The sequence below is a fragment of the Nonomuraea sp. NPDC059007 genome (assembly GCF_042740555.1).
Lineage (GTDB): Bacteria > Actinomycetota > Actinomycetes > Streptosporangiales > Streptosporangiaceae > Nonomuraea.
On sequence record NZ_JBHYJD010000003.1, the window covers coordinates 66,691 to 87,271 of the forward strand.

A 20,581-nucleotide genomic window follows, 5' to 3' on the forward strand; every position below is an offset into this window, starting at 1 on the left:
CGGGAGAACGGCGTTAAGTGCTTGTGGGTAGAGGTTTGGGGGGTGGGGTGCCGAGTTGCGAGGCTCTGGGGGCCGGTCGCGTGCAGGGGTGGGGATCTAATTTCCGGGGCGTTGAGCTGGACCTTGACTATTCCCGACATAACCAGATCACGTTAGGTACCCTATGGCTTGCGCTGAGATGACATGATTGCCCCGGAGCAACGAGGGGATGGCATGCGGGAGATCGGCGGACGGTACCTCCTCAGCGAGGAGGCCGGTCGTGGGGGTATGGGAGTCGTCTGGCGGGCCTTCGATCAGCTCCTCCATCGAGAGGTTGCCCTCAAGGAGCTGACGCTGGCCGGTGAGGCCGAGGTGGTGCGCAGGCGAGTGCTGCGGGAAGCCCGCATGGCCGCCGGACTGACGCACCCCAACATCGTCACGGTCCACGACCTGATCGAGAAGAGCGGCAAGCTCTGGATCGTCATGGAGTACCTCGACGGCCTCTCCCTGCACCAGCTTCTCTCCCAGGTGGGCACGCTGCCCGCCCAGAGCGTCGCCGCGATCGGGCAGCACCTGCTCGCCGCCCTGCGTACCGCGCACCAGGCGGGCGTTCTGCATCGCGACATCAAACCGGCGAACGTGATGCTCACCGGCGACCGGGTGGTGCTCACGGACTTCGGCATCGCGACGGCCGAGGGCGACATCCGCACGACGACGTCCCGCCGCCTGCGCGGCACGCCCGCGTTCATGGCTCCCGAACGCCTGTACGGCGGCGCCGCCACCAAAGAGGCCGACATGTGGTCCTTCGGCGCGACCCTGTACAGCGCCCTGGAGGGCCAGCCGCCCTACCCGGGCCAGGACGCCGCGACCGTCCTCGCCATGGCCCGTACCGGCAGCTTCCCGACCCCCCGCCGCGCCGGAATCCTCCGCCCGCTGCTGGAGGGCCTGCTGCACCACGACCCGGCCCGCCGCTTCACCAACGAGCACACGGCCGGTCTGCTGGCGGGCGTGCGGGCGAGCAGCTTCCAGGCCGCCATCTGACGACCCGGTTCAGCGGGTGATCAGGTGCATGGCGGCCAGCGCCTGCCAGGGCCGCCACCGCTCGGGGTCGACGCCTCCGGGGAACAGCTCGGCCACGGCGGCGCGCAGTCCGGGGTCGGACGCGGGCCACGCCTCGGAATCTCCGCTCCGGAAGGCCAGGCCGGAACCAGCCTGAGAGGTGACGGTGGCCGCCTTGGCGAGTTCGACCGGCAGCCCCAGCGCCTCCAGGTTGGCCTCCGTGAGCGCCGCGGCATCGGGGAAGACATGGGTCAGCCCGCCGGGCAACCCGGGCACGGCCGTACCCAGGCCGCGCACCAAGGTCGCGAGCCCGTCACCCGCCACGCCCGCCACAACGATCTCCAGCGGACTCCACGCGCCGGGAACCGTCAGCCCCGGACGGGACGCCACCAAAGGCCCCAGAACGGGATCAGCCCCCAGCGCGGCGGCCCCGGGCGCCGGATCGGTGTCGAGGCCCAGCAGCCGGCCGACCTGGTCCACGACGTGGATGAGCCCCTCCCAGTAGGGCAGGTGCGCGGTCAGCACCAGGTGGCCGGGATCGCTCCCGGCCCGCACTTCGAGCACGCCGGGCGCCCCGTCCAGGCTCACGGTCCGCCGGTACGCACCGTCGCGCACCTCCTCCACCCCCGGGATGGCCCGAGCCCCCAGGTAGGACCGGACGGCCGGCCAGTCGTACCCCGGCAGAACCGGCAGCCGCAGCGCCAGCCCGCCATCCGCGACCAGCCGATCGGCCCGGTGCCTGCGTTCACGCAGTTCGCCGGGCGCGGCGTGGAAGATCTCCCGCATGGTCCTGTTGAACTGCCGCAGGCTCCCGAACCCCGACGCGAAGGCGATGTCCAGCACGGTGAGATCGGTGTCGTCCAGGAGCCGTCGGGCGAAGTGGGCCCGCCGCGACCGCGCGAGCTGGTCAGGACTGGCCCCCAGATGTTTCAGGAACAACCGGCGCAGATGCCGCGACGACACGCCCACCCGCTCGGCCAGCACCGCCTCGGTCCCGCCGTCCAGAACACCGGAGATGATCAGTTGCCAGGCGGCGCACACCAGCCGGGGCACGTCCGCCGACACCGGCCCCGCCACCCGGTACGGCCGGCATCGCAGGCACGCCCGGAACCCATCCGCCTCCGCCGCCCCAGCATGCCCATAAAGCCGGATATTCTCCGCCAACGGCCGCGACCCACACCCAGGACGACAGTAGATCCCCGTCGTCACCACCGCCGAATACACCGTCATACCCCATGTCTACGCCACCCCCCACCCCAAGGCAGGACATATCCGGACGCGCGCAAGACGGCCAAGTAAGGTCGGAGCATGCAGGATCTTGAGCGGTTCGCGACCCTGACCACCGCGCACCTGGCCGACGGGTGCATCCGCGCCGGAGTCCAGGTCCGCTGCGCGCCCTCGGCGGTACGCGCCGTGGTCCCCGGCTCCCGCGTGATCGGACGCGTCCTGCCCGCCCGGCATGCCGGCAGCGTCGACGTGTTCCTGGAGGCGTACGAGTCGGCAGAACCGGGCGACGTCCTCGTGGTCGACAACGACGGCCGCACCGACGAGGCCTGCGTCGGCGACCTGGCCGTGCTGGAGGCGCGGGCGGCCGGCGTGGCCGGGGTCGTCATCTGGGGCCTGCACCGGGACACCGCGGACATCAGGGCGATCGGGCTGCCGGTGTTCAGCATGGGCGCGCTGCCGACCGGCCCGCTGCGGCTGGACCCGCGGCCCGCCGACGCGCTCGGCAGCGCCCGCGTGGGCGAATGGACGGTGGGACGCGGCGACCTCGTGGCGGGCGACGAGGACGGCGTGCTGTTCGTGCCGGCCGAGCGGGCCGCGGAGGTGCTCGGCCTGGCGGAGGGGATCCGAGACGCCGAACGCGCGCAGGCCGACCGCATCCGCGCCGGCCGCTCCCTGCGCGAGCAGTTGCGGTTCGGCGACTATCTGGCCGAACGGCGGGCCGCACCCGGCCTCACCTTCCGCGAGTACCTGCGCGCGGTGGGCGGCGCCATCGAGGAGTGATCCTCACCCGCCGGGCAGCCGCAGCAGGCCGCTGTCATAGGCGAAGATCGCGGCCTGGACCCGGTTCTCCAGCCCGAGCCTCGTCAGGATGCGGTTGACACGGCTCTTCACCCCGGCCTCGGACAGGTCGAGTTCGGCGGCGATCTGGGCGTTGGACAGGCCCTTGGCCACCAGGATCAGGACGTCCAGCTCGCGCCGGGTGAGCGGTCCTGGCGCCCGGGGGCGTTCCGGCGGGTCCAGGAGGGCGGCGGGCACCGCGGCGAACGCGCCGATCAGCCGCCTGGTCACGCTCGGGGCCAGCATGGAGTCACCGGCCGCGACCACCCTGATCGCCTCGGCGAGCTGCTCGGGCGAGGAGTTCTTCAGCATGAAGCCGCCGGCTCCGGCGCGCAGGGCGGCGTGCACGTACTCGTCGAGGTCGAACGTGGTCAGGACCAGCACGCGCGGGCGCGGCCGGTCGCGGTGCGGCCAGCCGGACAGGATGCTTGCGGTGGCCTCGACGCCGGTCAGGCCGGGCATGCGCACGTCCATGACGATGACGTCGGGGCACAGGCCGGCGGCCATGGCCACGGCCTGCCTGCCGTCGGCCGCCTCGCCGACGACGTCGAGGTCGGCCCGCCGTACCAGCATGGCCTTGAGCGCGGCGCGGACCAGTGCCTGGTCGTCGGCGATCAGCACGCGGATCATCCCGGTGCCGCCCATCGCAGCCTGGCCTCGACGCGCCAGCCGCCGTGGTGCGGGCCGGCGCGCAGGTCGCCGTCGAAGAGGGCGGCGCGCTCGCGCATGCCGATGAGGCCGAGACCGGAGCCGGGCAGCGGGCTGTGGCCGGGCGCGGGCGGGCCGTTGGCGACCACGACGGACAGGCCGCCGGGGGTTTGGCGCACGTCGACGCGGACGGCCACGGGGCCGGCGTGCTTCAGGACGTTCGTGAGGGCCTCCTGGACGATGCGGTAGGCCGAGACCTGCGCGGCCTGCGGCACCGGGGCCGCCTCCCGGCCGGTGAACGTGAGCTCGACCCGGCAGCCGGCCGACTCCGCGGCGGCGGCCAGCCGGTCGAGGTGGCCGAGGGAGGCGCTCGGCCCGGTGTCGCCGGGGCCGCCGTCGGCGAGCAGGCCCAGCAGGCGGCGCATCTCCTCCAGCGCGGTGTCGGCGGCCGAGCCGATCGCGCGCACGCCGGGATCGCCGGGAAGTGCCTCGGCGCTGGCGCGCGCCTGCATGGCGATCGCGCTGACGTGGTGGGCGACCAGGTCGTGCAGGTCGCGGGCGACGCGGGCGCGCTCGGCCGTGACCGCGCGGCGGGCGCTGAGCTCCTGTTCCGCGCGCAGCCGGTCGGTGAGCTCGCGCAGGCGCCGGGCATCATCCCGTACGCGCCGCTGCGCACTGCCCAGCAGCCACAATCCCCACGCCAGGCTCCCCACGAGCACCCACTCCAGCGGCCCGAGCGACAGTCCCGGCGGCGCGGGCCTTCCCAGCACCGGCCGCAGCACCTCGGGCCCCAGCACCGCGGCCGTCACCACCACGATCATCGCCGCGCTGCCCGGCGGCCGGGCGTAGCGGGCCACCGCGTACCCGGCGAGGGCCACGAACACCCCGTCGTTGTAGCCGACGACCGGATCGGCCAGCTCGTACACCACGTAGGCCAGACCGGCCACGGCCATCACCGGCCACGGGTGGCTACGCCGCCACACCAGCGGCAGTCCCTGGGCCAGGATCAGCGCCAGCAGCGTCGCGGCGGTCGCCGGATCGCCCGGCAGGCCCTCGCTCAGCCGCAGCAGCACGCCGAGCAGCGTCACCGCGCAGGCGAACAGCGTGTCGGCGGCGCGCGGGTGCGCGGCGAGGAGCTGGCGTAGGGTCGTCATCGGTCTGGCCAGCGTAAACGAGCCCCGGGCGGCGACTGGACCGGAGGCAACCTAAGATGCGCGGGCGCCGGGAAGATCCGCCTTCTGGGGGAGATAGGGTGTGCGGCGTGATCGCCCGTCAGAGCCAGCTCGTCCTCGACTGCGCCGACCCGGCCCGCCTGGCCGAGTTCTGGGCCGCCGTCCTCGGCGCGGAGCCCGTGCACCGCGACGCCGGCTGGTCGTCGGTCCATCCGCCGGACGGGCTGCGCCTGGCCTTCCAGCGGGTGCCCGAGGGAAAGACGGTCAAGAACCGCCTCCACCTGGACCTGGCCGTCGCCTCCCCCGCCGGGGCCGCGCGGGCGGTGCTCGCGCTGGGCGGGCGCGCCGTCGGCGAACTCCAGGTGGACGCGGTGGGCGCCTTCCAGACGATGGCCGACCCGGAGGGCAACGAGTTCTGCCTCGTCAGCCCCTGATCAGTCCTTCTTGGCGCGCAGCTCGGCCTCCTCGGCGTCCATGGCCGCCGCCTCCTCGGGCGTCGGCGCGGTGCCGCCGAGGTGCGCGGGCTGCCACCAGACGCCCTGCGGGATCTCCGGGTACGTGCGCTGCGCCCGGTCGACCAGCTCCGTCAGGCGGGTCTGCAGGGTGGCGGTGTGCTCGTTGACGTTCTCGCCGCGCTTGGGGTGCATCGGCTCCCCCACCAGGATGCTGATGGGCACGTGCCGCTGGGTCAGCTGCTTGGAGCGGCCCTTGGTCCACAGCCGCTGGCTGCCCCAGAGGGCGACCGGGATCAGGGGCACGTTGGTGGCCTGGGCCATCCGGATGGCGCCGCTCTTGATCTCCTTGACGGTGAACGAACGGCTGATCGTGGCCTCGGCGAAGACGCCGACGACCTCGCCCGCCTTCAGCATGCGCAACGCGGTGGCGTAACTGCCCGCGCCGGCGCCCCGGTCGACCGGGATGTGCTTCATGCCGCGCATCAACGGCCCGGAGATCTTGTGGTCGAAGACGTCCTGCTTGGCCATGAACCGCACCAGCCGCTTGGACGGCAGCGCCCCGAACCCGGCGAAGATGAAGTCGAGATAGCTGATGTGGTTGCTGACCAGCACCGCGCCGCCCGTCCTCGGCACGTGCTCGGTCCCCTCCATGTGGAAGCGGTAGTCCATCACCTTGAAGAGGGTCCGCGCCAGCGCGATCACCGGCGGGTACACGATCTCAGCCATGCCCGAACCGTAGCCTAGGTTGGACGGTGGTCGGGAGAGTGACCATTCCCCGGACGTTGCCGTGGCTGGCGCGCCGGATTCCGGACGGGTCCACGTCGTAGCCCGGCTCCACGGCCTGGACGAGTTCTTCCAGCGTGACGCGGGCTTCGAGCCTGGCCAGGGCGGCGCCGAGACAGTGGTGGCGGCCGGCGCCGAAGCTGATCGCGCGGGAGGTGTCGCGGGTCAGGTCGTAGGCGCCGGCCTCGGGGAAGGCGCTCTCGTCGCGGTTGGCCGAGCCGATGAGGAGCCAGATCTTGGCGCCGGGCGGGAGACGCTCGCCGTACAGCTCGATCTGCCTGGTGAGGCGGCGGGCGATGCCGTGCGCGGGGGTGTCGTAGCGCAGCGTCTCGGCGGCCCATTCCCCGATCGCGCCCGCGAACGCGGCGGCGCGCTGCGCGGGGTGGCGCCAGGCGTGGTACCAGGCGGCGTTGAGCAGGTGGGTGGTCGTCTCCGCGCCCGCGCCGATCAGGAGCATGAGGAAGGCGACGATCTCCCCGTCGCTCAGCTCGTCGTCGGCGACGAGGACGGAGACGAGGTCGTCACGCGGCGACGCGCGGCGCTCGGTGACGATGGAGAGGTAGTAGTCGCCGAGCCCGATGATGCTCTTGAGCCCGTCCTCGCCCATCTCGCCGTCCGGGTCGTAGCGGAGCAGGGCGTCGGAGCGGCCGCGGATCTCGGCCCGGTCGGCGGGCGGCACGCCGATGAGCTCGGAGATGACGTCGAGCGGGAGGCGGGCCGACAGCTCCGTGGCGAAGTCGAAGCTCCCCTTGTCCACCGCGGCGGCCACGTACGCGCGGGCCATCCGCCTGACCATGGGTTCGAGGGCGGCGACGCGGCGCTGGGTGAAGCCGCGGGCCACGATCGCCCGCATCCGGGTGTGGTCGGGCGGGTCCATGGCGACGAACGACAGGTAGGTACGCGCCTTCGGCCCCCACGCGCCGGGATCGATCATGGGCCCGTGGTCGCTGGAGTACAGGTCGCTGTCGGGCAGCGCGGCGGCGACGTCGGCGTGCCGGGACAGCGCCCAGAAGCCGAGCGCGTCGTTGCGGTAGAGCGGCGCCTCGCGGCGCATCCTGGCGTAGACCGGGAACGGGTCCTCGATGACCGCGGGATCGTAAGGACTGTAGACAAGCTCCACCCGGACCACGCTATTCCGCTTGCTCTCCGGTGAGAACGGGCATTGGTTAGTGACCATGAAGAAGCTCATCAATTCGCCCGGCGACGTGGTCGGCGACGCGCTGAAGGGCATGGCGGCAGCGCATCCGTCGCTGCGGGTGGCCGACCAGGTCGTCTACCGCGCGGCGGGGCCGCGCGCGAGCAAGGTCGGGCTGGTCTCCGGCGGCGGCTCGGGGCACGAGCCCCTGCACGCCGGTTTCGTCGGGTACGGCATGCTCGACGCGGCCTGTCCAGGAGAGGTCTTCACCTCACCGGTGCCCGACCAGATCATCGCCGCCACGCGGGCCGTCGACGGCGGCGCCGGCGTGCTCCACATCGTCAAGAACTACACCGGCGACACGCTCAACTTCGAGCTGGCCGCCGACCTGACCGAGGGCGTCGAGGTGGCCGCCGTGCTGGTCGACGACGACGTGGCGGTCCAGGACTCGCTGTACACCGCCGGCCGGCGCGGCACCGGCGCCACGTTGTTCGTGGAGAAGATGGCCGGGGCGCTGGCCGAGCAGGGCGCGCCGCTGGCCCAGGTGGCCAGGGTGGCGGCCGAGGTGGACGGGCGCAGCCGCTCGTTCGGCATCGCGCTGACCTCGTGCACGACGCCCGCGGCCGGCAAGCCGACGTTCGACCTGCCCGACGACCAGGTGGAGCTGGGCATCGGCATCCACGGCGAGCCGGGCCGCCGCCGGGTCCCGCACGCCCCCGCGCGGGAGCTGGCCGAGGTCGCGATGGACGCCGTCCACGGCGACCTGCCCCTCTACGGCGACCTGCTCGTCATGGTCAACGGCATGGGCGGGACGCCGCTGATCGAGCTCTACGTGGTCTTCGCCGAGGTGGAGGCGTACGTACGGGCGAAGGGCGCGCGGGTGGCGCGCTCGCTGGTCGGCAACTACGTGACGAGCCTGGACATGCAGGGCTTCTCGGTCACCGTGTGCCGGCTGGACGACGAGCTGACCCGGCTGTGGGACGCGCCGGTCGAGACGCCGGGACTGCGATGGGGCCGCTGATGGACGCCGCGTTCTGCGCCGCGTGGCTGGAGGCCGCCGCGCTGGCGGTCACGGCGGAGCGCGAACGGCTGACCGACCTCGACGCCGCGATCGGCGACGCCGACCACGGAGCCAACCTCGACCGCGGCTTCTCCGAGGTACGGCAGGCCCTGGCGGCGGGCGAACCCGGCCAGCCGCTGGCCGTGGCCGGGGTGACGCTGATCAGGAAGGTCGGCGGGGCCTCGGGGCCGCTCTACGGCTCCCTGCTGCGGGCCATGGGCAAGGCGCTCGGCGAGTCGTTCACCCTGGCCGAGTTCGCGGCGGCCTTCCAGGCGGGGGTGGAGGAGGTGGCGCGGCTCGGCAAGGCCGTGGAAGGGGACAAGACGATGCTGGACGCGCTCGGGCCCGCGGCCAGGGCGCTGGCGGGAGCCGTACGGGATGGGGCGGAGCCGCGCGCGGCGTTCGAGCGGGCGGCGGAGGCGGCGCGGGCGGGCGCGCTGGCGACGGTGCCGCTGGTCGCGCGCAAGGGGCGGGCGAGCTATCTGGGCGAGCGCAGCGCGGGACACGAGGACCCGGGCGCGGCCTCGTCCGCGCTGATCGTGGGCGCGCTGGTCACGGCGGGCGGGGAGGCGTGATGGTGGGCATCGTGCTGGTCTCGCACAGCGCCGGGCTGGCCGCCGAGGCGGTGGCGCTGGCGCGCGGCATCGCGGGCGAGCAGGTGCCGATGGCCGCGGCGGGCGGGACGGACGGCGGCGGGCTCGGTACCAGCTTCGACCTGATCGAGGCCGCCGTCGGCGCGGTCGAGCAGGGCGACGGGGTGGTGCTCATCCCGGATCTGGGCAGTTCGGTGCTGACCGCCCGGCTGCTGGTGGATCCGGGGCGGGTGGTGCTGGCCGACGTGCCGTTCGTGGAGGGCGCGGTGGCCGCCGCCGTCACCTCGGGCGCGGGGGCGCCGCTGGCCCAGGTGGTGGCCGCGGCCGAGGAGGCGCGCACGTTCCGCAAGGGCTAGTGGCCTTTGAACGCCTCCTCCAGCCACCAGGACGGCCGCTCTCTCGTGATCTTCGCGTGGACGAGGATCGCGCGGTCCCTGGGGCCGTCCAGCCAGTCGGACACGGCTCGCAGGTCGGCGGTTTCGGTGACCGTGACGGCGGCCATGCCCAGGGCCCGCGCGACGGCCGCGAGGTCGGTGGGCGGGAAGGTCACGGTGTCGTGCGGCTGGCCCGTGAAGTGGTGGACTTCCGCGCCGTACGCCTCGTCGTCGTAGACCACGATCACCATGGGCAGGCCGAGCCGGGCGACGGTTTCGAGCTCGGAGATGCCCATGAGCGCGCCGCCGTCCCCGAGGGCGGCGACGGGCAGCCGGTCGGGCAGGGCCAGCGCGGCGCCTATCGCCGTGGCCAGCCCGAGCCCGATCGACTGGAAAGCTTGGGTGAAGCAGAAGCCCCGCTCATCCGGGACATCCATCCACATTGACGGATATCCCATGAAATTTCCGGAATCAGGGGCGACGACGCGCTCGGCCGGGAGGATGTCGTCCAGGGCGACGGTGAGGGTCCGCGGATCGATGCGCCCTCCCCCCGTCTCGTCCTCAAACGGCACCGCCCGCCACCGCCCTTCCGCCACGATCCGCCCGGCCAGCTCGGCCGAGCGATACCCGGCGGGCAGGCGATACCCGGCGGGGGAGCGAGACTCGGCGGGCGGGCGATGTCCGGCGGGCGAGCTATGTCCGGCGGGCGGGCCCTCCGGCGGAGTGGGCAGGAGTTCCCGCACGGCGGTGGCCACCTGGGCGACCTCGCCGGTCACCGGCAGATCCACCGGGACGTGGCGGGCGGCGACCGGGTGTTCGAGGTCAACCTGGGCGACGCGGGTGCCCGGGGAGATCAGGGAGCCGTGCCGGGTGGTCCACATGTTGAGCGCGCAGCCCCAGGCGACCACGAGGTCGGCGCCGCTGATGAGCTCGGCGGTCAGCGGGGTGCTGAAGCCGCCGCTGACGTCCAGGTCCCACGGGCTGCCGCGGAACAGGCCCTTGGCCACGGCGGAGGTGGCGAGCAGCGCGCCGGTCAGGTCGGCCAGATCCTCCAGCTCCCGCTGCGCGTGCCGCGCACCCCGCCCGGCCACGAACACCGGCCGCCGAGCCTCTCCCAGCAACCGCGCCAACTCCCCCACCCCAGGCCCGGCCCCGCGATCCGCTTCCGGCACGCCGGAAAGCTCCTCATGAGCCCCACGGCCGCCGCCAAGCGCCTCGGCCCCGGCAGCCCAGGGCGAACCCGCGCCCAACCCCGCCGCACCGGTCTCCTCCGCCGGTGAGAGCACGCCCTGCTGGGGTGAGGGCCCGTCCGGCACCGGGGACGGCGTGCCCGGGCCGGGGGAAGGCATGTCCGGGCCGGGGGAAGGCATGTCCGTGCTGGAGGAAAGGGGGTGCGGGCCGGGCGGAAGGGGGGCCGTGTGGGCCTGGGTGACGAGGGGTTCCAGGGTGGGCCAGTCCGGGGCCGGGGTGGACTGGATGTCCAGCGGGAGGCTCAGGACGACCGTGCGCCGGTCCTCGCGGGCCACCCGCAACGCCTCCAGCGCGTCCTGCGCGCAGGTCAGCCGCATCGGCACCGCCCCCACCGCCCTGGCCAGCGCCGCCTGGTCGAGGTGGAAGTTGGAGTGCGGCTCGGTGACGTCGGCGGCCAGGACGAGCAGGGGTGTGCGGCTCTTGGCGGCCTCGGCGATGCCGGTCATCGCGTTCGTGAGGCCGGGGCCCTGGTGGACCGAGAGCACGGCGGCCCGGCCGCTCATGCGGGAGTAGGCGTCGGCCATGGTGGCGGCGCCGCCCTCGTGCCGGGCGGCGACGAAGCGGGCGCCGTGCCGTACCAGGGCATTGGTGAGGTGGAAGTTGCCGCTGCCGACCACCCCGAACGCGGTGTCCACCCCCGCGGCGGCCAGCAGCCGCCCGACGGCCTCCGCGACGATCACCGCGCGGCCTCGGGGGCGGCATGCTCGACCAGCGCCAGGACGCGCACGGGGCTGCCGGAGCCGCCCACGATCGGCAGCGGCGGGGCCAGGACGACGGCGCCGGTGACGGGCAGGCGGTCGAGGTTGCGGAGCTGGGTGAGGCCGTACTTGCCGGCGCCGAGCAGGAAGGAGTGGCAGGGGAACGGGGGGTCGAAGGAGTGGGCGGCGCCGGCGTCGGTGCCGACGGTCTCGACGCCGACGCCGAGGATGGGCGTCTGCTCGGCCAGCCAGCGGGCGCACTCGACGGAGATGCCGGGGCTGTGCGGGCCGGTCTCGTCGGCGTTGAGGAAGGCGGCCTGGTCGTGGGAGCGGGCGTCCCAGCCGGTGCGGTACAGCAGCCAGCCGCCCTCGGGCAGCGCGCCGTTGGCCCGCTCCCACTCCTGGACGTGCTCGACCCGCAGCAGGAAGTCGGGGTCCTTCTCCGCCTCGGCGGCCACGTCGAGTACGACGGCGGGCGCGAGCAGGTGACCGGCCGGCACCTGGGCGACGTCGTGGCCGTCGCGCCCGCTCACCCAGTGGACGGGGGCGTCGAAGTGGGTTCCGGTGTGCTCTCCGGTGTGGATGTCGTTCCAGTACCAGGCGGGGCCGCGGTCGTCGTAGCGGCTGATCTCCTCCAGCCGGAAGGGGATGGTGTTCCCGAACGGCTCGGGCAGCTGCAGGATCGGGGTCTCGGACGACAGCGGCGCGGTCAGGTCGACGACCTCGATCGCGCCGCTGCGGACGGACTCCACCAGGCTGCGCAGTACGGACATGGCATCCTCCTCGGGACGTTTGGTTGTAGATTCCCCCGCCGAGGGTTCAGGATGCCCTGACCCAGTCGGCGCAGCCGCCGGTCTGGAACGCCTTGTCGGCCGGCTGGATGGTGACGGTGGCGGGGCCGGTGACCATGTCGGCGGCGATCACGTCGCCGATCCCGCTGACGCCCTTGAGGCGGGCCCAGTAGCAGGTGCCCTGGCCGGGCGCGGGGCCGGTGGTGCGGTAGGTGCCGGGCTGCATCTCCTGCGGGACGGCCAGCGTCTTGGTCCCGCCCGCGAGCCCGGACGTCAGCCCGGAAGGCAGCCCCGAGGGCAGCCCCGAGGGCAGACCGGACGGCAGCGACGAGGGCAGACCCGACGGCTGAGCAGAAACCTGAGAGGAGGGCTGAGCAGAGGGCGGGGCGCTCTCGTCCGGTAACGGCTCGTCCATCGTGACCGTCACCGTCGGCCCCGGCGAGGTGATCGGCTCCCCCTCGCCCAGCCCGGCGAAGTACCCGATCAGGAACCCCAGCGCGGCCGTCAGTCCCGCGACGAGAAGGATCACCGACGGACTGCTCGTCGCGCGGGGTGGTTCGGGAGGCCCGTACGTCACCGGACAAGACTCCCACGCCTCACCTACCCCGTAACAACCCCCCTTATTGCGACAAGTTCGCAGGTGCAGATTATGCTCGCCGGAGTCCTACCCTTCCCCGGAGGTTCCCCATGAGGCTGGCCCGGCCCGCCGCCGTGCTGTCCATCGCCGCGTTCACCGCCTGTTCCGCGCCGGCCGGCCCGGCACAGCCAGGCGCCCAGAACAAGGGCGACGACACCTTCGTCATCGGCATCAGCTCGGAGTTCGAGAACCTCAGCCCGATCCTCGGCTACGCGGCCGACGGCGGCTCGCTGATGTTCGACGGCCTCATGTCCAGGTCCCCCGACCTCTCGCTGAAGCCGGCGCTGGCGGCCGAGCCCCCGGTCACCTCGCCCGACGGCAAGAAGGTCACCTTCAAGCTGCGCGACGGCGTCACCTTCCACGACGGCCGCGCTCTCACCAGCAAGGACGTCGTCTACACCTACACCACCGTCCTGGACCCCAAGGCGAGCTCCCCGATCTCCGGCGACTACGCGGCCATCGACAAGGTCGCCGCGCCGGACGCCAGGACGGTCGAGTTCACGCTCAAGTACCCCTACGCGCCGCTCACCCAGCGCACCACGCTCGGCATCGTGCCCGACGGCGGCATCGACCCGGCCAAGCCCGTGGGCACCGGCCCGTACACCTTCACCCAGTGGACCCCCGGCGACAAGATCTCGCTGGCCGCCAACGAGAAGTACTGGGGCGGCGCCCCGGCGATCAAGAAGGTCGTGGTCGCCTTCGCCCCGGACGACAACGTGCGTTCCACGCGCCTGGCGGCCGGCGAGTTCGACGCGACCGTGCTCCCGCCGAAGGCGGCCAAGCGCTTCGAGGGCCAGCAGGGCCTGACCGTGTATAAGCAGCACAGCGCGGACTACCGGGGCATCATGTTCCCGTCGAAGCCCGCGGTGACCGGCGACAAGGCGATCAGGAAGGCGTTCAGCCTGGCCGTGGACCGGCAGGCGATGGTCGACTCCATCCTCGCCGGCGCCGGCGAGCCCGCCTTCGGCCCGGTGCCGCACGACATCGCCTGGCACAACAAGGAGATCACCGGCAACCCGGCCGCCGACCTCCCGCAGGCCTCGAAGCTGCTCGACGACGCCGGATGGAAGCCCGGCGCCGACGGCATCCGCGCCAAGGGCGGCACCAAGGCGAGCTTCACGCTCATGTACCCGGCCGGCGACTCGCTGCGCAAGGAGCTCTCCCTGGCCGCCGCCTCCGACGCCAAGAAGGCGGGCATCGAGGTGAAGCTGGCCGGCCTCGACTGGGACGCCATCGAGCCCCGCATGGCCCAGGACGCCCTCATGATGGGGTACGGCTCGCCGTACGACCCCGACTACATCAACTACGACCTGTTCCACTCCTCCCAGGCGGGCAAGGGCTTCTTCAACCCCGGCCACTACGACAACCCGGCCGTGGACAAGCTCCTGGAGAAGGGCCGCGAGTCGGCCGACCCGGCGGTGCGCAAGCAGGCCTACGACGAGTTCCAGAAGCTCATCCGCGAGGACGAGGCCTGGACCTACCTGGCCTTCCTCAAGCACGTCTACGTGGTGCGCGGCTCCTACCAGGGCATTCAGCAGAGCGTCGACGCCCACGAGCACGCGACCGGCGGGCTGTTCCGTGACATCCACACCTGGAAGCCCGGCGCCTGATGCTCCGCCTCGTCCTGTGGCGGCTGGCGTTCGCCGTGCCCGTCCTGATCATGGTCACGATCGGGATGTTCGCGCTGGCCAGCGCCTCGCCGTTCGACCCGGTCCGGCAGTATCTGGGTGATCGGGCGATGACCACCTCTCCCGAGGTCGTCGCCCAGATCCGGGCCAACTGGGCGCTCGACCGGCCGATCATGGAGCAGTACGCCACCTGGCTCGGCAACCTCGTCCAGGGCGACCTGGGCGAGTCGCGCTCCTTCCACCGCCCGGTCCTGGACGTGGTGACCGAGCGCCTGCCGTGGACGCTGCTGGCGACCGGCTCGGCGATCGTGCTCATGCTGGCCGGCAGCCTGGTCGTGGGCACGCTGGCCGCCTGGCGGCAGGGCGGCGCCCTGGACCGGGTGATCACCGGCGCCGCGTTCGCCAACGAGTCCGCGCCGGTGTTCTGGCTGGCGCTGCTGGTCGTCTACGTCTTCTCCGTCAAGCTCGGCTGGCTGCCGGCGGGCGGCCTCACCGACGCCGCCTCGACCACCGTGGACCCGCTCGACGTGGCCAGGCACATGGTGCTGCCGGTGACGGTGCTGGCGGTCTCGCAGTCGTCGTGGCTGGTGCTGTACGTGCGCGAGTCGGTGATCGGCACCCTGCGCGAGGACTTCGTCACCGGCGCCAGGGCCCGCGGGCTCAAGGAACGCACGGTGCTGATCCGGCACGCGCTGCGCTCGGCGCTGCTGCCGTTCCTGACGCTGCTGGGCGCCCGCATCCCCGAGCTGGTCACCGGCGCGATCCTGGTGGAGACCGTCTTCTCCTGGCCGGGGGTGGCCTCGACCTCGGTGCAGGCGGCGCTGGCGGTGGACTTCCCGCTGCTGGCGGTGCTGACGCTGCTCGGCACCGTCGCGGTGCTGACCGGCAACCTCGTGGCCGACCTGGCCTACCGGCTGGCCGACCCGAGGGTGGCGACTTCATGAGCACGGCGAACATGGCGGCGGCGGACACGACGGCGGACGTGGCGGTGGTGAAGGTCCGCCGCAAGGGCGTGTGGGCGGCCGCGATCACGCTGGGCGTGCTCGCGCTGGCCGTGCTGGTGGTGCCGCCGATCGTCCAGCTCGACCAGCAACTGGTCGACCTGCGCTCGGCGGGCCTGGCGCCGTCGCTCACGCACCCGCTCGGTACCGACGAGATGGGCCGCGACGTGCTGCTGCGCTCGCTGTACGGCCTGCGCGTCTCGTTCCTGGTCGGTCTGGTGGCCGCGCTGGTCAGCATGGTCATCGGCGGCCTGCTCGGACTGGCGGCGGGCAGTCTCGGGGGTCTGCCCGACCGCCTGCTCATGCGGGTGGTGGACGGCTTCTCCGCGCTGCCCCATCTGCTGCTCGGCATCTTCATCGTGGCGATGTTCGCGCCGAGCCCGTACGCGGTGATCGTCTCGGTGGGCGTGACCCACTGGACGACCGCCGCGCGGATCGTGCGCTCGGAGGTGCTGTCGCTGCGCGAGCGCCCGTTCGTGGAGGCGGCGATCTCCGGGGGCGCGAGCCGCGCCCGGGTGGTCAGGCGGCACCTGCTGCCCCACCTGGCGCCGCACCTGCTGCTGGCCACCGTGCTGATGGTGCCGCACGCGATCTGGCACGAGACCGCGCTCAGCTTCCTGGGCCTGGGCCTGCCGCCGCATCTGGCCTCGCTGGGCAACATGATCAACGACGGCCAGCGCTCGCTGCTGTCGGGCGACTGGTGGTCGAGCTTCGCGCCCGGCCTGTTCATCCTCGTGCCGACGCTGGCGGTCTCGGTGCTCACCCAGCACTGGCGCGACCGTCTCAACCCGCGCACCCGATCGGAGCTGTCGCTGTGAAGCTCGACGTGTCCGGCCTGTCGGTCCGCTTCCGCGTCCCGGGCGCGGTGGTGCGGGCCGTCACAGAGGCCTCCTTCGAGGTACGACCCGGCCGCTGCCTGGCCCTGGTCGGTGAGTCGGGCTGCGGCAAGTCCGTGCTCGCGCACGCGCTGCTGGGCCTGCTGCCGGCCAACGCCACCATCACCGGCTCCGCCCGTCTCCACGCCGGAGGCGAGCCGCTCGACCTGCTGTCGGCGGCGCCGGCCGTACTGGCGAAAAGGGTGCGCGGGCGCATGATCGGGCTGATCCCGCAGAGCCCGGCCACGCACCTGACCCCCGTGCGGACCGCGCGGGCGCAGCTCGCCGAGGCATGCAGGGAGCTCGGCGCCCGGCACACCGCCGACGAGCTGGCCGAGCGCTTCGGCCTGAGTGCCAGGGACCTCGACCGCTACCCGCACGAGCTGTCCGGCGGGATGGCCCAGCGGGTCGCCAACGCGATCGCGCTGGCCGGCGACCCCGGGCTGCTGCTGGCCGACGAGCCCACGACCGGCCTGGACCGCCCCCTGGTGGAGCGGGCCATGGACGCGCTGCGCGAGCTGTGTGACGAGGGCCGCGCGGTGCTGCTGATCACGCACGACCTGCGCGCGGCCGAGCGGGTGGCCGACGACATCGCGGTCATGTACGCCAGCCGCCTGGTCGAGGCCGGCCCCGCCGAGCAGATCCTGGAACGTCCGCGCCACCCCTACACGGCCGGGCTGGTCGACGCGCAGCCCGACCGGGCGTTCGTCCCGATTGCCGGGCTGCCGCCCGAGCTGACCGCTCTGCCCGACGGCTGCGCGTTCGCGCCCCGCTGCCCGCGGGCCGCCGACGCCTGCCGTACCGTCCCCGCGCTGGAGGACGGCGTCGCCTGCTGGAGGGCCGGACATGTTGCGCGCGCATGAGATCACCGTGAGGTACGGCCGGCGGACGGTCCTGGACCGGGTCTCGTTCGACCTGCCGCCCGGCGAGGTGGTGGGGCTGGGCGGCCCGAGCGGCTGCGGCAAGTCGACGCTGGCCAGGGTGCTGGCGATGATGCTGCGCCCGGCGGGCGGCGCGCTGAGCGTGGACGGCACGCCGGTGCGTAGCTGGCGGCAGCGGGCGCCGCGCGAGCTGCGTACCCGGGTGGCGCTGCTCTACCAGCAGCCCCGGCTGGCGGTGGATCCGAAGCTGCGGCTGCGCGAGATCGTCGCCGAGCCGCTGGCGGCCATGGGGCGTACCGACGAGTCGCGGGTGAGCGCGCTGGCCGCCGAGGTGGGGCTGACCGGCGACCTGCTGACCCGCCGCCCGCACGAGGTGTCGGACGGCCAGCTGCAGCGGGCCTGCCTGGCGCGGGCGCTGACGCTGGATCCCGGCTACCTGATCTGTGATGAGATGACCACGATGCTGGACGCTTCCACGCAGGCTCATCTGGTCGCGGTGGTCAACGCCTACCGCGACAGGACGGGAGCCGGCGTGCTGGCCATCAGCCACGACGAGGTCCTGCTGGACCGCTGGGCCGACAGCCGGGCCGAGCTCACCGGTGCAGGTAGTCCACCAGGGACGCCTTCTCCGTCTCCAGCTCCTCTATCGCGCTCTTGACCACGTCGCCGATGCTCACGATGCCGACCAGGCGGCCCTGGTCGACGACAGGCATGTGGCGGAAGCGGTGAGTCGTCATGATCCGGCGCAGCTCGTCGACGTTGGCGTTGGGCCCGACGGTGCGGACCTCCGTCGTCATGATCGTCGCGACCTCGGCCTCCAGGACGGCGGCGCCCTGGTCGTGCAGGCGGCGGACGACGTCGCGTTCCGAGACGATGCCGTCGATCGTCTCGCCGTCGGCTGAGACGACGACGGCGCCGATGTTGTGTTCGGCGAGCTGTGCCAGCAGGTCCCTGACCGTGGCTCCGGGTGCCACCGTCATCACGTCGTTGCCCTTGTTGCGCAAGATAGTTCCAATGAGCATCTGCACCACCTCGGCTCTCGTAGGAGGGTCTTTCCCCGCTCAACGCCTGGGTTAAGCACTCCGTGCCCTCATCCGTCGGCAAGTAGGCTGGCTTGCCGCGCCGATGCCCTATTAATATGTGAAATACCACTCTCCGACCGCAGCGCAGGGAAGCGATGAACGAGCAGCTGAACACCGGTAGCCACGACCTGCCCATCACCGAAGAACTGGCCGCCTTCATGCGCACCGGCTGGGCCGACACCCGGCGTACCGACCTGAGCGCGCTGCCCATCGCGCCCTGGGCGGCCAAGCGCAGGGCCGCCCTGGCCGCCCGATTCCCGGGCGAGCGGCTGATCGTGCCGGCGGGGGTGCTCCGGGTACGCAGCAACGACAGCGACCACCGGTTCCGGCCGCACAGCGCGTACTCCTATCTGACCGGGGCGAGCGAGCCGGACGACGTGCTGGTGATCGAGCCCGACGGGCAGGCCAGGCTGTATCTGCGCCCGCGCTCGCCGCGCGAGGAGGGCTCGGAGGCGTTCTACCGCGACCGGCGCTACGGCGAGTTCTGGGTGGGCCGCCGCCCCGACCTGGCCGAGGCCGAGCGGCTCTACCAGGTGGAGTGCGCGGACATCCACGACTTCCGCCCGGCCGGACCGGCGCGCGTGCTGCGCGGCGTGGACCCGGTGGTGGACGCGGCCGTCGCGCCCGGCGAGGGCGACGCGGACCTCGCGACCTTCCTGTCGGAGATGCGGCTGGTCAAGGACGAATGGGAGATCGGCGAGCTGCAGGGGGCCGTGGACGCCAGCGTACGCGGCTTCGAGGACGTGGTCCGCGCCCTGCCCGAGGCCCTGCGGCACACCCGCGGCGAGCGCTACCTGGAGGGCATCTTCGGGCTGCGCTCGCGGCTGGAGGGCAACGCGGTCGGCTACGACAGCATCGTGGCCTCCGGCGCGCACGCCTGCGTGCTCCACTGGATCCGCAACGACGGCCGCCTCGACCCGAGTGAGCTGCTGCTCATGGACGCCGGAGTCGAGGCCGACAGCCTCTACACCGCCGACATCACCCGCACGCTGCCACTGTCGGGCCGCTTCAGCCCGGTGCAGCGCCAGGTGTACACGCTGGTGTACGAGGCGCAGAACGCCGGGATCGCCGCGCTGCGTCCCGGCGCCCGCTTCCGCGACTTCCACCTGGCCGCCATGCGGGTGATCGCCGAGGGCCTGCGGGACTGGGGCCTGCTGAGGGGCTCGGCCGACGAGCTCATGGACAGCGGTCTCTACCGCCGCTACACACTGTGCAGCAGCGGCCACATGCTCGGCCTGGACGTGCACGACTGCGCCAGAGCCCGCTCCGAGGTCTACCTGGACGGCGTGCTGGAGGAGGGCCAGGTGCTCACCGTCGAGCCCGGCCTCTACCTGCAGCCCGACGACCTCACGCTGCCCGCGGAGTTCAGGGGCATCGGGGTGCGCATCGAGGACGACCTCGTCATCACCCGTGACGGAGCCCGCCTCATGTCCGCCGCCCTCCCCCGCCACCCGGACGAGATCGAGGGCTGGATGGCCACCCTGCTGTCCTAGGCGCCCAGGGTGGTCAGGAAGCGCGCCACCGCCGGTGTGGGGGTGGCGCGGGCGTCCCAGGCGACGCCGATGGGCCGCTGCTGGGCGGGCACGAGCGGCAGGTAGACGGGGTCGTCGTGCTCCGGCACCGCCGGTCCGGGCAGGATGCCGACGCCCAGCCCGGCGGCGATGAGGCCGCGCACGGTCGCGATCTCCTCGCTCTCGAAGGCGATCACCGGCTGGAACCCGGCCGCCCGGCACAGCCGGTCGATGACGTGCCGCAGGTCCGTCGTGGGCGCGAACGCGATGAACGGCTCCCGCCGTACCTCACGCAGCCGCAGCCCCGGTACGGCCAGCGGGTGCTCGACCGGCAGCGCGATGCACAACTGCTGCTCGCGCAGCCCGTGCCAGCGGGCCGGGTGCGCCTGCGGCGGCGGCGTCACCAGGGCGGCGTCGATGTCGCCCTGCTGAAGCCACGCGTACAGTTCCCTGCCGAACCCCTGCCGCAGCTCGAAGCGGATGCCCGGCGTCCGGTCCCGGTGCTCGCGCAGCACCTCGGGCACCAGCCAGCGTCCCACCGAGTGCAGGAACCCGAGCCGGATCAGGCCGGTGCCCGGATCGGTCAGGGCCTCGATCCGGGCGCGCGCCTCGGTCAGCTCGGCGACCGCGCGCGCCGCGTGCTCGCGAAACAGGGTGCCGAACCGGTTCACGGCCAGCCGCCGCCCGTGCCGGTGGAACAACTCGGCCCCGAGGTCGGCCTCCAGCCTGGCCAGCGCCCGCGAGAGCGTCGACTGGTTGACGCGTTCCAGCGCCGCGGTGTCGCGCATGTTCTCGGTCTCGCACAACGAAAGGAACCAGCGCAGCGTCTGCACGTCCATCCAGCGATGATGCGCCAGACGCATCAGCAGCGTCAACCAGTGCATTTTGAGCATCAGGCGAGACC

22 protein-coding genes and 1 pseudogene are annotated in these 20,581 nt (G+C 72.9%); 12 read left to right on the forward strand and 11 right to left on the reverse strand.

Annotation, left to right across the window (positions count from 1 at the left end; translation table 11 throughout):
- Window positions 1–213 precede the first annotated feature (213 nt).
- A complete protein-coding gene (locus ACFWY5_RS05625) occupies window positions 214–1,020 on the forward strand; it encodes a serine/threonine-protein kinase (RefSeq protein WP_379612862.1) in 807 nt (268 codons plus the stop codon).
- Window positions 1,021–1,029: 9 nt separating this feature from the next.
- On the opposite strand, the gene ACFWY5_RS05630 is transcribed toward ACFWY5_RS05625, so the two are convergent.
- Both ACFWY5_RS05630 and ACFWY5_RS05635 read right to left on the reverse strand, forming a co-directional pair.
- Window positions 1,030–2,103: an AlkA N-terminal domain-containing protein gene (locus tag ACFWY5_RS05630; RefSeq protein WP_379630816.1), complete on the reverse strand. Its 1,074-nt coding sequence runs from the start codon at window positions 2,101–2,103 to the stop codon at window positions 1,030–1,032.
- Window positions 2,104–2,133: 30 nt separating this feature from the next.
- Window positions 2,134–2,268, reverse strand: a pseudogene (locus ACFWY5_RS05635) (Ada metal-binding domain-containing protein); the annotation flags it as partial.
- A 78-nt stretch (window positions 2,269–2,346) separates the two neighbouring features.
- Here ACFWY5_RS05635 and ACFWY5_RS05640 point away from each other — a divergent pair.
- Window positions 2,347–3,045, forward strand: coding sequence for an RraA family protein (locus tag ACFWY5_RS05640; RefSeq protein WP_379630638.1), 699 nt, complete (start codon window positions 2,347–2,349; stop codon window positions 3,043–3,045).
- A 3-nt stretch (window positions 3,046–3,048) separates the two neighbouring features.
- Here ACFWY5_RS05640 and ACFWY5_RS05645 read toward each other — a convergent pair whose 3' ends face one another.
- A complete protein-coding gene (locus tag ACFWY5_RS05645) occupies window positions 3,049–3,747 on the reverse strand; it encodes a response regulator (RefSeq protein WP_379630639.1) in 699 nt (232 codons plus the stop codon).
- Window positions 3,729–4,904, reverse strand: coding sequence for a sensor histidine kinase (locus ACFWY5_RS05650; RefSeq protein ID WP_379630640.1), 1,176 nt, complete (start codon window positions 4,902–4,904; stop codon window positions 3,729–3,731). Before ACFWY5_RS05650 ends, ACFWY5_RS05645 begins: the two co-directional genes overlap by 19 nt.
- Window positions 4,905–5,011: 107 nt before the next feature.
- On the opposite strand from ACFWY5_RS05650, the gene ACFWY5_RS05655 reads away from it, so the two are divergent.
- Window positions 5,012–5,356, forward strand: a complete 345-nt coding sequence (locus tag ACFWY5_RS05655) for a VOC family protein (RefSeq protein WP_379612866.1) — start codon at window positions 5,012–5,014, stop codon at window positions 5,354–5,356.
- On the opposite strand, the gene ACFWY5_RS05660 is transcribed toward ACFWY5_RS05655, so the two are convergent.
- Window positions 5,357–6,103 carry a lysophospholipid acyltransferase family protein gene (locus ACFWY5_RS05660; RefSeq protein WP_379612867.1) on the reverse strand — a complete coding sequence of 249 codons (747 nt, stop codon included), beginning with the start codon at window positions 6,101–6,103 and terminating at the stop codon, window positions 5,357–5,359. It lies immediately after the preceding gene.
- Window positions 6,096–7,280: a cytochrome P450 gene (locus ACFWY5_RS05665; RefSeq protein WP_379630641.1), complete on the reverse strand. Its 1,185-nt coding sequence runs from the start codon at window positions 7,278–7,280 to the stop codon at window positions 6,096–6,098. Before ACFWY5_RS05665 ends, ACFWY5_RS05660 begins: the two co-directional genes overlap by 8 nt.
- 55 nt (window positions 7,281–7,335) lie before the next feature.
- Between ACFWY5_RS05665 and dhaK the strand changes: the two genes are divergently transcribed.
- The 3 genes from dhaK to ACFWY5_RS05680 are packed head-to-tail and all read left to right on the forward strand — an operon-like array spanning window position 7,336 to window position 9,304.
- Complete coding sequence (dhaK, locus tag ACFWY5_RS05670; protein WP_379630642.1) at window positions 7,336–8,316, forward strand: dihydroxyacetone kinase subunit DhaK; 981 nt, start codon at window positions 7,336–7,338, stop codon at window positions 8,314–8,316.
- Window positions 8,316–8,930 carry a dihydroxyacetone kinase subunit DhaL gene (dhaL, locus tag ACFWY5_RS05675; protein WP_379630643.1) on the forward strand — a complete coding sequence of 205 codons (615 nt, stop codon included), beginning with the start codon at window positions 8,316–8,318 and terminating at the stop codon, window positions 8,928–8,930. Before dhaK ends, dhaL begins: the two co-directional genes overlap by 1 nt.
- Entirely contained in the window at window positions 8,930–9,304 is a 375-nt protein-coding gene (locus tag ACFWY5_RS05680; RefSeq protein ID WP_379612871.1) for a PTS-dependent dihydroxyacetone kinase phosphotransferase subunit DhaM, read from the forward strand. The genes dhaL and ACFWY5_RS05680 overlap by 1 nt, the downstream gene beginning before the upstream one ends.
- Here ACFWY5_RS05680 and ACFWY5_RS05685 read toward each other — a convergent pair.
- The 3 genes from ACFWY5_RS05685 to ACFWY5_RS05695 are packed head-to-tail and all read right to left on the reverse strand — an operon-like array spanning window position 9,301 to window position 12,591.
- Window positions 9,301–11,253: a thiamine pyrophosphate-binding protein gene (locus tag ACFWY5_RS05685; RefSeq protein ID WP_379630644.1), complete on the reverse strand. Its 1,953-nt coding sequence runs from the start codon at window positions 11,251–11,253 to the stop codon at window positions 9,301–9,303. The genes ACFWY5_RS05680 and ACFWY5_RS05685 overlap by 4 nt on opposite strands.
- On the reverse strand, window positions 11,250–12,044 hold the full coding sequence (locus ACFWY5_RS05690) for a cyclase family protein (protein WP_379630645.1): 795 nt from the start codon (window positions 12,042–12,044) through the stop codon (window positions 11,250–11,252). Before ACFWY5_RS05690 ends, ACFWY5_RS05685 begins: the two co-directional genes overlap by 4 nt.
- Before the next feature lie 46 nt (window positions 12,045–12,090).
- The gene (locus tag ACFWY5_RS05695; RefSeq protein WP_379630646.1) at window positions 12,091–12,591 is read right to left on the reverse strand and encodes a hypothetical protein; all 501 of its coding nucleotides are present in this window, start codon (window positions 12,589–12,591) and stop codon (window positions 12,091–12,093) included.
- Window positions 12,592–12,749: 158 nt separating this feature from the next.
- Here ACFWY5_RS05695 and ACFWY5_RS05700 point away from each other — a divergent pair, with 158 nt between their 5' ends.
- Genes ACFWY5_RS05700 through ACFWY5_RS05720 form a run of 5 tightly spaced genes read left to right on the forward strand, consistent with a single transcriptional unit; the run spans window position 12,750 to window position 17,742 of the window.
- The gene (locus ACFWY5_RS05700; RefSeq protein WP_379630647.1) at window positions 12,750–14,309 is read left to right on the forward strand and encodes an ABC transporter substrate-binding protein; all 1,560 of its coding nucleotides are present in this window, start codon (window positions 12,750–12,752) and stop codon (window positions 14,307–14,309) included.
- Window positions 14,309–15,271: an ABC transporter permease gene (locus tag ACFWY5_RS05705; protein WP_379612876.1), complete on the forward strand. Its 963-nt coding sequence runs from the start codon at window positions 14,309–14,311 to the stop codon at window positions 15,269–15,271. Before ACFWY5_RS05700 ends, ACFWY5_RS05705 begins: the two co-directional genes overlap by 1 nt.
- On the forward strand, window positions 15,268–16,146 hold the full coding sequence (locus ACFWY5_RS05710) for an ABC transporter permease (RefSeq protein WP_379612877.1): 879 nt from the start codon (window positions 15,268–15,270) through the stop codon (window positions 16,144–16,146). Before ACFWY5_RS05705 ends, ACFWY5_RS05710 begins: the two co-directional genes overlap by 4 nt.
- Window positions 16,143–17,066, forward strand: a complete 924-nt coding sequence (locus ACFWY5_RS05715) for an ABC transporter ATP-binding protein (protein ID WP_379630648.1) — start codon at window positions 16,143–16,145, stop codon at window positions 17,064–17,066. Before ACFWY5_RS05710 ends, ACFWY5_RS05715 begins: the two co-directional genes overlap by 4 nt.
- Entirely contained in the window at window positions 17,050–17,742 is a 693-nt protein-coding gene (locus ACFWY5_RS05720) for an ABC transporter ATP-binding protein (protein WP_379630649.1), read from the forward strand. Before ACFWY5_RS05715 ends, ACFWY5_RS05720 begins: the two co-directional genes overlap by 17 nt.
- Here the strand turns inward: ACFWY5_RS05720 and ACFWY5_RS05725 are convergent.
- Complete coding sequence (locus ACFWY5_RS05725) at window positions 17,678–18,106, reverse strand: CBS domain-containing protein (protein WP_379612880.1); 429 nt, start codon at window positions 18,104–18,106, stop codon at window positions 17,678–17,680. The genes ACFWY5_RS05720 and ACFWY5_RS05725 overlap by 65 nt on opposite strands.
- A 155-nt stretch (window positions 18,107–18,261) precedes the next feature.
- Between ACFWY5_RS05725 and ACFWY5_RS05730 the strand changes: the two genes are divergently transcribed.
- Window positions 18,262–19,659, forward strand: coding sequence for an aminopeptidase P family protein (locus ACFWY5_RS05730; protein WP_379612881.1), 1,398 nt, complete (start codon window positions 18,262–18,264; stop codon window positions 19,657–19,659).
- Here ACFWY5_RS05730 and ACFWY5_RS05735 read toward each other — a convergent pair.
- Window positions 19,656–20,516, reverse strand: coding sequence for a LysR substrate-binding domain-containing protein (locus ACFWY5_RS05735; RefSeq protein ID WP_379612882.1), 861 nt, complete (start codon window positions 20,514–20,516; stop codon window positions 19,656–19,658). The genes ACFWY5_RS05730 and ACFWY5_RS05735 overlap by 4 nt on opposite strands.
- Window positions 20,517–20,581 lie beyond the last annotated feature (65 nt).

Bases quoted from the DNA above. Each gene is read 5' to 3' on its own strand.
- ACFWY5_RS05720 (WP_379630649.1), top strand. From the start codon at position 17,050: ATGTTGCGCGCGCATGAGATCACCGTGAGGTACGGCCGGCGGACGGTC.
- ACFWY5_RS05640 (WP_379630638.1), top strand. From the start codon at position 2,347: ATGCAGGATCTTGAGCGGTTCGCGACCCTGACCACCGCGCACCTGGCC.
- ACFWY5_RS05680 (WP_379612871.1), top strand. From the start codon at position 8,930: ATGGTGGGCATCGTGCTGGTCTCGCACAGCGCCGGGCTGGCCGCCGAG.
- ACFWY5_RS05625 (WP_379612862.1), top strand. From the start codon at position 214: ATGCGGGAGATCGGCGGACGGTACCTCCTCAGCGAGGAGGCCGGTCGT.
- dhaL (WP_379630643.1), top strand. From the start codon at position 8,316: ATGGACGCCGCGTTCTGCGCCGCGTGGCTGGAGGCCGCCGCGCTGGCG.
- ACFWY5_RS05660 (WP_379612867.1), bottom strand. From the start codon at position 6,103: ATGGCTGAGATCGTGTACCCGCCGGTGATCGCGCTGGCGCGGACCCTC.
- ACFWY5_RS05705 (WP_379612876.1), top strand. From the start codon at position 14,309: ATGCTCCGCCTCGTCCTGTGGCGGCTGGCGTTCGCCGTGCCCGTCCTG.
- ACFWY5_RS05645 (WP_379630639.1), bottom strand. From the start codon at position 3,747: ATGGGCGGCACCGGGATGATCCGCGTGCTGATCGCCGACGACCAGGCA.
- ACFWY5_RS05700 (WP_379630647.1), top strand. From the start codon at position 12,750: ATGAGGCTGGCCCGGCCCGCCGCCGTGCTGTCCATCGCCGCGTTCACC.
- ACFWY5_RS05710 (WP_379612877.1), top strand. From the start codon at position 15,268: ATGAGCACGGCGAACATGGCGGCGGCGGACACGACGGCGGACGTGGCG.
- ACFWY5_RS05735 (WP_379612882.1), bottom strand. From the start codon at position 20,516: ATGGACGTGCAGACGCTGCGCTGGTTCCTTTCGTTGTGCGAGACCGAG.
- ACFWY5_RS05730 (WP_379612881.1), top strand. From the start codon at position 18,262: ATGAACGAGCAGCTGAACACCGGTAGCCACGACCTGCCCATCACCGAA.
- ACFWY5_RS05650 (WP_379630640.1), bottom strand. From the start codon at position 4,904: ATGACGACCCTACGCCAGCTCCTCGCCGCGCACCCGCGCGCCGCCGAC.
- ACFWY5_RS05725 (WP_379612880.1), bottom strand. From the start codon at position 18,106: ATGCTCATTGGAACTATCTTGCGCAACAAGGGCAACGACGTGATGACG.
- dhaK (WP_379630642.1), top strand. From the start codon at position 7,336: ATGAAGAAGCTCATCAATTCGCCCGGCGACGTGGTCGGCGACGCGCTG.
- ACFWY5_RS05690 (WP_379630645.1), bottom strand. From the start codon at position 12,044: ATGTCCGTACTGCGCAGCCTGGTGGAGTCCGTCCGCAGCGGCGCGATC.